Here is a 9,121-nt window from a genome sequence, read left to right as displayed (position 1 = left end):
AACGCTGCGGCATGTTTGCTCACCACTGGCGCTGGCGCAACAATCGGCAACTGCATCCTTCACCTCCTGCTCAAAACCTTTGAACCTAACGCCTAGTCTACCTCAGACGCGATATGATGATTTTTCTCTCATGAGAGCACAACACTCAAGTTACTATTTGGCTGAGGTGCTCTACATTCAAGCTTTAGCGATCGCCATCCACCCTCGGCCCCGATCATCCAACTACTCAAAGCATTCAAAGCTGGCTCAATTCTCTGCCGTCTAGTACCTGATAAAAAACAAAAATGGCTACAGCGCGGATTGCCTCAAATACGGTGTAATCGTGAATAACTTTGCAGCGCTACTCATCGGTGTACTCGTCTGAAAACTGCTTGAGTTGAAGTTTTGGTATGAGCTTTTGCGCTAGCTGATAGACATCCTTGCGATCGCCACTCGTTCATCTTTGAGGCCGTCAGCGAACATCAAACTCGCTTCACTCAAATCCATGAAAATTCTGGATGGCTGATTCCCTACTTGTCCTGGCGGGGCATCTATTGGGATTTGAAGTAACCCGAAAAATACCCTCACGACAATTTGAAGCCAAAACGCATTCGGTTTATGTTTTAGGCTATGCGATCAGCTAAAACGGACCCCTCCTCAATGTGCCTTTTTCGGTGCCTTTTACGAAATCGCCATCGGTGCATGTGGGTTTCCTATCCGGCACAATGGCACCCTATTGCTTTCGGCAACCTATCTATCCATATCTATCCATAGAATTGAAGCCCTCAAAATTTTTCACTCAAAGATAAACAACCTTGAACTTATGTGTCTAGCCTTTTAAAAAACTAGCCACATAAGTTCAAAGGCTTTTATGGTTGATAAAAGAAAGACGAGTGAAAAATACCTATCACATTTTGGTTGACGGTATAAGTAGACGGTTCTTTCACATGAGATGAGCAGAGCTCAAGCTAGAAGATGGTAGGTTCATAATTCTTGGCGAATCTTATGAATTCTCGGTCTGTTAAAAGCCATTTTAGAGGTTGTAGATATCCCATAAATCAATAACTTGCGAGGGCTCATGTTCGTACAGGCGAGAGCTGTGGGGTACTGTTGTTGTAAAACAATAGATCTCTAGTTTTTGCCGAGGCAACCGTTAACTTTTTCGAGATTTGCCTAATTTCCTCAGGCTTTATCCTGTTGGAAATCATGGAAAAGTAGATTTTCCCTCAAAACAAAAAAGTCGAACCATAGGAGGTTTCGTCAATGAGTATCGTAGCTAAAGTGATTGCTCAGTCAGATCGTGCTGACCGATTTTTAGGCAGCGCCGAGCTAACTCAACTCCAAGATTTTTTTAATGACAGTGGTACGCGGCTTAGCGCTGCCCAAAAGTTAGCCGCGAATCAACAAAAGATTGTTGAAGAAGGCAGCCAGCGATTTTGGGCTCAGTGCCCAAATACCCCCAGCAATAGCGGTGACAAGCAAAAAACTGCCCTTTGCCAACGAGATCAAGGATGGTATATCCGCTTGGTGAGCTACTGCGTGTTGGCCGGTAATTCTAAGCCCTTAGAAGATATTGGCCTGGATGGAATGCGCGATATGTACGTCTCGCTAAACGTCCCGCTGACTAATCTAAAGCTGGCAATGCGCTGCTTAAAGCAAGTTGCTATGGGTGTCTTAAGTACTGAAGAAGCTGCGTTAGCTGGCCCTTACTTTGACCAGCTCATTCGGGCTTTTTAAGACCTGCCCCTTTCCCCTTGCAGGCTCTGAAGCTGAGGAAGGGCTGAGACGCAAATGCTTTTAGCTAGAAGTCCACGTTTTCAAATCTAGAAACCACCATGCAAGATACAATTACTTCCCTAATTAACCCTGCTGATGAGAAAGGTCGCTACCTGGAGGATAATGGCCTTGACCAGCTCAGGCAATATCTCCAATCAGGTGCTTTGCGGGTTAAAGCGGCTAGTCAGATTGGAGACAATGTTGCCAGCATTATTAGCAAAACCGTCGAAAAAAGCCTGCTGTACGGAGACATTACGCTCCCGGGTGGCAACATGTACCCAACCCGACGCTATGCGGCCTGCCTGCAAGATTTGACCTATTTTTTGCGGTATGCCACCTATGCAATGCTGGCTGCTGACGCCTCTATCTTAGATGAGCGAATTCTCAATGGGTTAAAAGAGACTTACTCATCACTGGGCGTCCCGATTGAACCGACTATTCAGGCTGTGCAGGCCATGAAGGAAGTGGTCACCCAGCGAGTGGGCGCTGAAGCAGGGCAAGAAATGGATGTTTACCTCGACCATATTATTGCGGGTCTGAGCTAGGCGGCTGGCTTTTAATTGACGAGTCTCTAATCTGTGGGCCTTTTCACTCTATAGCCTTTTAATCTGCGGGTCTGCCTGTAAGGGTAGACCCCTGCTGACCATCCCTACTGCAGTCAACCTATTGCCATGTACGCTTCTAGTAAAACCCAGGAACGATATCCCTGGTGGGCCGGAAATGCCCGATTTATCAATCTCTCTAATACGTTTATTGTTGCCCACGTCGCTCAGGCTGCCCTGATTATGCTGTGGGCTGGGGCCTTTACCCTGTTTGAGTTAGCGGTTTTCTCTCCCGATGCGCCGCTTTTCACCCAAGGGCTGATCTTGTTGCCCCATCTGGCGACTGAGGGCTGGGGCCTCGGCTCAGATGGAACTATTGTCGATACCGGTGTCTGGTTTTCGATTGGGGCCATTCATCTGGTGGCTGCTGTCGTATTGGCGGGTGGCGCTTACTTTCACTACACTCAGCTACCTGCTAGCTTGGCGATCGCCCCAAAAAGAGCCGCAAAGTTTGATCTTGAATGGCAAGATGCTGGAAAGCTCGGCCTTATTTTGGGACATCATCTCATCTTTTTGGGCTTCGGCGCGCTGCTGCTCGTGGCCAAAGCGCAGTCTTTTGGCGGGCTGTATGATGCCTACTCAGAATCAGTCCGACTGGTCACCGCGCCGACGCTTGACCCGGCTGTTATTTGGGACTATAGAACGCATCTGTTCGATGTCCGCAGCCTGGAAGATCTAGTCGGCGGGCATATCTATGTTGCCGGTCTGTTGTTTGTCGGGGGCATTTGGCACATCTTGGTGCCCCCTTTTCGATGGGTTAAGCGGTTCTTCTTCTTTTCGGGAGATGGCATCTTAGCTTACTCGCTGTTTGGCATTGCGATCGCAGGCTTTGCGGCCTCTTATTACTGTGGCTTTGATTCGCTGGCCTATCCTGAAAAATTTTATGGCCCTACTCTGGAACTAAAATCGTCATTTTTGCCACGTTATTTCGAGGCTCAACCGACCTTGCTCGACGGATATACCAGCCGCGTCTGGTTAGCGAATGCCCACTTTTATTTAGCCTTTTTCTTCTTGCAGGGCGGCTTATGGCACTTCCAACGGGCGGCAGGCTTCGATATTAGCAGCGTGCTAGAAAACTGGAAGCAGAATCAGATTGCGGCCAGTGACAACCCCACGCTAGCTTATCAGCATTCAGAGCTGTTGCAGCCCAGATCCGCTGCGGCGCTAAGATACGGCATACCAGAGGCTAAAGCCAAACCTTGGTTTAAAATAGAACAGCCCGATGAGGACCATTTTTATCGGCCTGTCCAAAGAATTTCTCGGCCTGATCTGACCGCTATTAACGGCCTCGAAAAAACCCTGTACCAGACGACCTATCAGTTCCGAAAAAATACGTTCTATCAATCTGCTAAGCGAGACAAATCTGAAGTTAAGGCCTTGTTTGGCTATGCCAACGCCTCGGAGCGTCTGTACGAGCAACCTGAAAAATTAGTGACGAAGCCATCTGCCTATTCTCAACCCATAGAGACCGTCGTTTACGAACCCAAGCCTCGGTAGCTACTCATCGGGAACATCTCCTGTTCCCGAGAAGAGATAGCAGCGTACGGATACATCTTTCCTGCGAACATTCAGGAGCCGATACCATAGTCGGCTCCTGAATGTGACTAATGGCCTTGGTTGCCTCCCTGGGCACCTGAATACAATCAAGACAAGCCAGCCGGTCTGACCGACGACATGAATTAGTCACCTATCTCAAACTTTGGCCGCTGCCTCCCTTCAATCCCGTGTAGAAGGCCAGAAAATATGCAAAGAAATGTGCAAAGATTTGGGCAGTCTTGTGGTGACCCTCATGGCCCAAAATCGCGAACCGTTCATCAGCTTAGCTCTCTACCACCTGTTTAAGTGGTCGGTAGTCAGCCCGATGCTGCATGGTTACCTGCGCGGACGTATCTATGGGGCCAAAAAGGTGCCGATGGCAGGGCCGCTGATAGTCGTGGCCAATCACGCTAGCTATTTTGACCCGCCGGTACTGTCTAGCTGCCTGCGTAGGCCGGTGTCGTTTATGGCTAAAGACTCGCTATTTGAGGTGCCGGTGTTAGCCCCGGCGATTCGGGCTTACGGCGCGTATCCGGTCAAGCGCGGATCGGCTGATCGCAGCGCGATCAGGGCGGCCCTGAAGCAGTTAGAAGATGGCTGGGCTGTGGGCATTTTTCTGCAGGGGGTGCGCACTCCCGATGGCCGAGTTCCGGGGCCAAAGCTGGGCGCTGCCCTGATTGCGGCGAAAGCTCAGGTACCGCTGCTGCCTGTCAGCCTGTGGGGTACTGAGAAAATTTTGCACAAGGGCTCAGCGCTGCCCCGGTCTGCGCCTGTAACGGTTCGCATTGGAGACGCGATCGCCCCTCCGGCCACCACAGATAAGGCCGAACTCCAGGCCATCACCCAACGCTGCGCCGACGAAATTCACACGCTGCACGACCTCGGTCGCTAACGGCCCCCGCTGACGCGGTAAAATGCCTTCATAGCTAGTGGGCGATCGCTAGTGGTCAACGGTTTAAGAGCATTCATGGCAGAGGACTTGCGCGCAGAGCTAAAAGAAATGGTTGGGCCTGTTCAGTGGGAATGGCTAAAGCCCCACGTCCAGCGCGACGCGGTGGTTGTAGTCAATTCGCAGCTAGACTTGCTAGCGGTGGGAGAGGCGTTAGCGACTGACAATACTCAAGTCGTCGCGCGCTGGATTACCGAGCAGCTAGTTGGCAAGCCCAATGCCGAGCAGCTCGCCGTCTGGAGCCGCGAAAATAAACGCCTGACCTCGCTGATTGTGCAGCCCTTTGTCTTAGTCCAAGATCCCTCAGCAAACGCTGCTCTCCCCGACCCACCCTCATAGACGTGCCGACTGGCAAGGCCATCTGCTCTTGAAATATTTTAACAACTCCTCCCTCTTGAGATATCTGTTGTTGTTTGCCTGCGGCTGGGCGGCCATCGAGGTTTTAGATTATTTTGAAATTGTCGTCGTGATTTTTGCCTCAGCGACGATTTTAGCTTTTTTGCTGAGCCAGCCGGTGCGCTGGCTGCGGCGGTTTGTGCCGCACAATGTGGCGGTGTTTGCGGTGTTTATCGTGGCGCTTACGGTCATTGGCAGCCTCGTAACCACGATTGGCCTGGCTGTGCTCTCTCAGGGGCAGCCCCTGATTGATAATGTCACCGAATTTCTGACTTCTCTCTCGCCTCGCCTTGAATCATTAGAACAGTGGCTACAACAGTGGGACTTGCAGGTCGATTTGCAATCCATCGGCGCTCAGCTGCGAGACCAGGCGGCGGTTTTGCTAGGGGCGGGCATTGGTCTGGTGCAGGCCCTGCTCACCAACTTTTTGTATCTGATTTTTATCGCGGTAGTGACTTTGTTTATGCTGCTAGATGGCGATCGCCTTTGGCAGTTACTGCTAAGAAGGGTACCGTCAGTCTATCGTCACCGGGTCACAGAGACCGTCAAAAGTAGTCTGCTGGGTTTCTTTGGCGGCAGACTGCTGCTCTCTACCTTTTTTGGCTCTGCTACCCTAGTGACGTTCCTGATCTTTAAAGTGCCCTATGCGCTGACGCTAGCTGTGATCGCAGGCATGTTCGATCTTATCCCAGGCATTGGCTCTACGATAGGCATTGGCATCGTGATGCTGTTTTTGCTCTCTCAGAGCGTAGTGCTAGCCGCAAAGTCTGTTCTTATCTGCGTGGTGCTACAGCAGATAGAAGAAAATTTGCTGATGCCGCGCGTTATGCAAGACTCGCTCAATATCAACCCGGTGGTGATGTTTTTTGCCCTGATTGTCGGGGCGCGACTGGCCGGGCTGCTGGGTATTTTTCTCTCTATTCCCATTGCAAGTATTGTGGTTAGCCTGCTAGAAATCGACGAGATGAAAGGTAAGGCAGTCGCACCGCCACCTTCAGATAAAAGCTAGCGCCCGTTCCGCGCTGCTATCACTGTCTGTAACTATTCCTATTAACACTGTAAGCGATTGCTTGTTATCTGGCGACTCACCTGCTTAAAAATCTATCCCGAGCAAGATTGCTAATAGCTCCGACTATGAGGCATCAAGCTACGGCAGCTTGACGATAGTTTTTTCGATTTGCGTTTTCGATACTATTGATATTGGGTGTCATCACTTGTAGAATATGAACTCGAAAACTATTTACCTCATCTGAGTACGACGTATGGCGAAGAAATTAAAGGCTGCTGAACTCTTTCTCTCTCTTGGTTTGGTTGCTTCATTAGCGACTGCCTGTGGCGGGCCAACGGAAGGGGGAGACGCCGTCGAAGGCGAGGGCGATGCGATGGAAGCACCAATAGAAGAGACCACCCCAATGGAGGAAACAGAAGAAGCACCGATGGAAGAAGAAGGCGGTGAAGGCGGTGAAGGCGGCGAGGGTGGCGAAGGATAAGCCCCTTGTCTGCGGTCATCTCGCCTAGCTTAAAAACCCGAACATTTCTCTAGTGGGCGCTTGCCAGGATTTGTTCGGGCTTTTTCTATGGCTAAATACAAAAGCTAGACAGACTGCATAATCTCGATTAGCTTTTGCTGCATACTTTCTGTTGCCGAGATGATCAGCCCCGGCCAACGGTAGTCTTCACAGGCCGATAGGGCTGGCGGCGGACTGCCGGTGTAGGTCGTCAGATGATAGCCCATCTCCTTGGCCATAAAGGCGAGGGCAGCGGTGTCGATAAACTGGCCGCTGGCTAAGATAGCGCCGGAAATCTCTCCTGTGAGCAGGCCGTTGATCGACGGTACGACAGTCTCGGCGGAGTAGTCTGTGTTGATATTGACGACGGGATAATGCGATCGCACCTGTTCTGCCATTGGGCTAATCTGCCAGCCCAAAAACACCTTTTCGGTGGGGTTCGTGACCGTTAGCGGCTGACACTGATCTAAGCTGTCGTTCAGTTTACCTTTGAAGGTACCTTCGCCCCGTAGCGCGTAGTAGTAGCAGTCTTTAGCTGGGCTCAGCGCCAGGGCCGCTTCAAACCCGTCGGCATTGAGCACGGTGAGGATAATCATGTAATTGTCATGCCCATCCGTGTAGTAGCGCGTGCCATCAATCGGATCAAGCGTAATCAGGTAGTCGCCCTGCGGGCCTAAGTCAATAGCCCGAAAATACTTGGTATTGTAAGACTTTTCGTACTCTTCGCCGTAAAAGCGCAGATCGGGAAACTTAGCCAGCAGCACGACTTCTACGAAGGTTTGCACAGAGAGATCGGCATCGGTCAGGGCGTTGCTAAAGAGGTGGCCATCTTCAAACTTGTCAGGATGGCTAGCAATTCGCTGCTGAATTTGCTGAGCATAGGCTCCGGCTACTTTGAGAAAAGGCAGCAGCGTGGCTAATATCTCTCTGGGTGAGGGAGGGGTCGGCATCGATATTCCTATAATGGATGCCTTTATTGTAGGTTTGTGAAGGCGATCATAATAGACCTTCTATGCAGAACGAGATCAATCTAAAAACTGCATGGGATGATGCGTTACGCTAGCACTAACGCATTCTACAAGATTGGCGATCGCACTTTGCATTATAACCGGTAGAGAGCGACCCGTTTCGGGTATAGCTACTTGTTAGACAGCTATGCAGGAGGTATCAGATCGTAAATTCACAAGCTGATGAAACAGCTTTTCAATACGAGTCTCTATTACAGCTTCATCATAGTTAACTGATAAAGTGGTAGGCCAAGTACCACTTTTTAGTAGACAAAATAACTGCTTGCCGACTCTTGGATCATTTCCAAAACCCCGCCAGTTGCTACCACTCATTACCACAAGAAATATTTGAGATTTTGGGAAAGACTCTTTTATTTTATTCTCACGATCCTTGAAATGAGTATCCCAATTGTGGCGGTGCCACCCAAGTTGTGTTTTACATTCTATTACAGCGAGCAATTCTGATCCCCGCCAAATTGTTATATCAGGACGTAGAGAATTACGTTTGCGCTGTATAGCTTGTTCTGACTTAATTTCAAGCCCAAGATCTTCTACATCATTGAACAGCTTCATAAAAAAGAGGATTGTCTCTACGAAAAAGTCCGAACCTGCTTGAGCAACTTTCTTGTCAAGAAACTCTTTTGTTCCCAATTGTGCAAGATAAAAAGCACGTAACCGATTAGCAATAGCTTGAGAATAGTCGAAATTCGAATCAGAAGAACATAATATCTTCATTTGCTCATACGAATTTCTCAATGATGGCATCAAGCTATCTAACACAAGCGCATATTCATCTTGAATTTCAGAAGACATATAGATAATTAATGGGAAACTTTCTTTAAAATATTCCCTCTTTTTTCATGTATTCATCAGTAGTTATGCAGCCTAACTTATTATTAGAGGGAAATATTCCACCTAATTCCCCAACATATTAGATTAGGGAGAAATAATTCTGCCTAAGGGACTCGCAAACAAATAATCTACCGTTCATATCGGAACAATCGTCACATCCCACTTAGGCAACGTCTCAGAGCGCTGCCACTGTTGCTCAAACGGCTCTAACTCATCTTTGGTCACCTTGACACCCTTCGGATAAGTCGCCTCGACTAGCTCAACCATGGGCTCGAAGCCATTCCAAGTCATGTTTGCCGCCCATCGTAAGGCTGTTTCAACGGTATCGAGGATAGCGCCATTCCAGTAGTTTTCTAGCGCCGCCCAACAGCGCTCTATGGGATTGTACTTGCTGTGATAAGGCGGATAGTAAACCAGGCGGATCTTCATCTGCTCGCGCTGCGCAAACTGCGCCATGCGCTTGATGAACTGGGTGCGCTGGCTTTTGACGGCAGGCCCATTGTCTAGGTCAATGAC

The 9,121-nt window shown here is 49.5% G+C and carries 10 protein-coding genes; 7 read left to right on the top strand and 3 right to left on the bottom strand.

The genetic code is table 11. From position 1 onward, the window contains the following. The first annotated feature begins 1,242 nt into the window (after nucleotides 1-1,242). The 7 genes from apcD to CKL79_RS21470 all read left to right on the top strand — a co-directional run bounded on the left by apcD (nucleotide 1,243) and on the right by CKL79_RS21470 (nucleotide 6,728). Nucleotides 1,243-1,716, top strand: a complete 474-nt coding sequence (gene apcD, locus CKL79_RS21500) for an allophycocyanin subunit alpha-B (protein WP_121971585.1) — start codon at nucleotides 1,243-1,245, stop codon at nucleotides 1,714-1,716. A 98-nt stretch (nucleotides 1,717-1,814) separates the two neighbouring features. Next, nucleotides 1,815-2,300: an allophycocyanin subunit beta gene (locus CKL79_RS21495; protein ID WP_121971584.1), complete on the top strand. Its 486-nt coding sequence runs from the start codon at nucleotides 1,815-1,817 to the stop codon at nucleotides 2,298-2,300. A gap of 126 nt (nucleotides 2,301-2,426) precedes the next feature. After that, a complete protein-coding gene (locus tag CKL79_RS21490) occupies nucleotides 2,427-3,854 on the top strand; it encodes a chlorophyll a/b binding light-harvesting protein (RefSeq protein ID WP_121971583.1) in 1,428 nt (475 codons plus the stop codon). 292 nt (nucleotides 3,855-4,146) lie between these two features. Then, nucleotides 4,147-4,785 carry a lysophospholipid acyltransferase family protein gene (locus CKL79_RS21485; RefSeq protein WP_121971586.1) on the top strand — a complete coding sequence of 213 codons (639 nt, stop codon included), beginning with the start codon at nucleotides 4,147-4,149 and terminating at the stop codon, nucleotides 4,783-4,785. 75 nt (nucleotides 4,786-4,860) lie between these two features. Beyond that, the gene (locus CKL79_RS21480; protein WP_121971582.1) at nucleotides 4,861-5,181 is read left to right on the top strand and encodes a DUF2288 domain-containing protein; all 321 of its coding nucleotides are present in this window, start codon (nucleotides 4,861-4,863) and stop codon (nucleotides 5,179-5,181) included. Nucleotides 5,182-5,236: 55 nt separating this feature from the next. Next, the gene (locus CKL79_RS21475) at nucleotides 5,237-6,247 is read left to right on the top strand and encodes an AI-2E family transporter (protein WP_240519029.1); all 1,011 of its coding nucleotides are present in this window, start codon (nucleotides 5,237-5,239) and stop codon (nucleotides 6,245-6,247) included. Nucleotides 6,248-6,500: 253 nt separating this feature from the next. Continuing rightward, complete coding sequence (locus tag CKL79_RS21470; protein WP_121971580.1) at nucleotides 6,501-6,728, top strand: hypothetical protein; 228 nt, start codon at nucleotides 6,501-6,503, stop codon at nucleotides 6,726-6,728. A 104-nt stretch (nucleotides 6,729-6,832) separates the two neighbouring features. On the opposite strand, the gene CKL79_RS21465 is transcribed toward CKL79_RS21470, so the two are convergent. From CKL79_RS21465 to CKL79_RS21455, 3 genes are all read right to left on the bottom strand, one after another. Then, complete coding sequence (locus CKL79_RS21465; RefSeq protein WP_121971579.1) at nucleotides 6,833-7,696, bottom strand: inositol monophosphatase family protein; 864 nt, start codon at nucleotides 7,694-7,696, stop codon at nucleotides 6,833-6,835. 195 nt (nucleotides 7,697-7,891) lie between these two features. Next, the gene (locus tag CKL79_RS21460; RefSeq protein WP_121971578.1) at nucleotides 7,892-8,566 is read right to left on the bottom strand and encodes a hypothetical protein; all 675 of its coding nucleotides are present in this window, start codon (nucleotides 8,564-8,566) and stop codon (nucleotides 7,892-7,894) included. Between the two features lie 174 nt (nucleotides 8,567-8,740). Continuing rightward, nucleotides 8,741-9,121 (bottom strand): transposase (locus tag CKL79_RS21455; protein ID WP_170944147.1); only part of this gene is annotated, 381 nt, incomplete at its 5' end.

The organism is Leptolyngbya sp. BC1307, assembly GCF_002286735.1.
GTDB lineage: Bacteria > Cyanobacteriota > Cyanobacteriia > Phormidesmidales > Phormidesmidaceae > Phormidesmis.
This window is presented reverse-complemented; position numbering and strand designations above follow the sequence as displayed.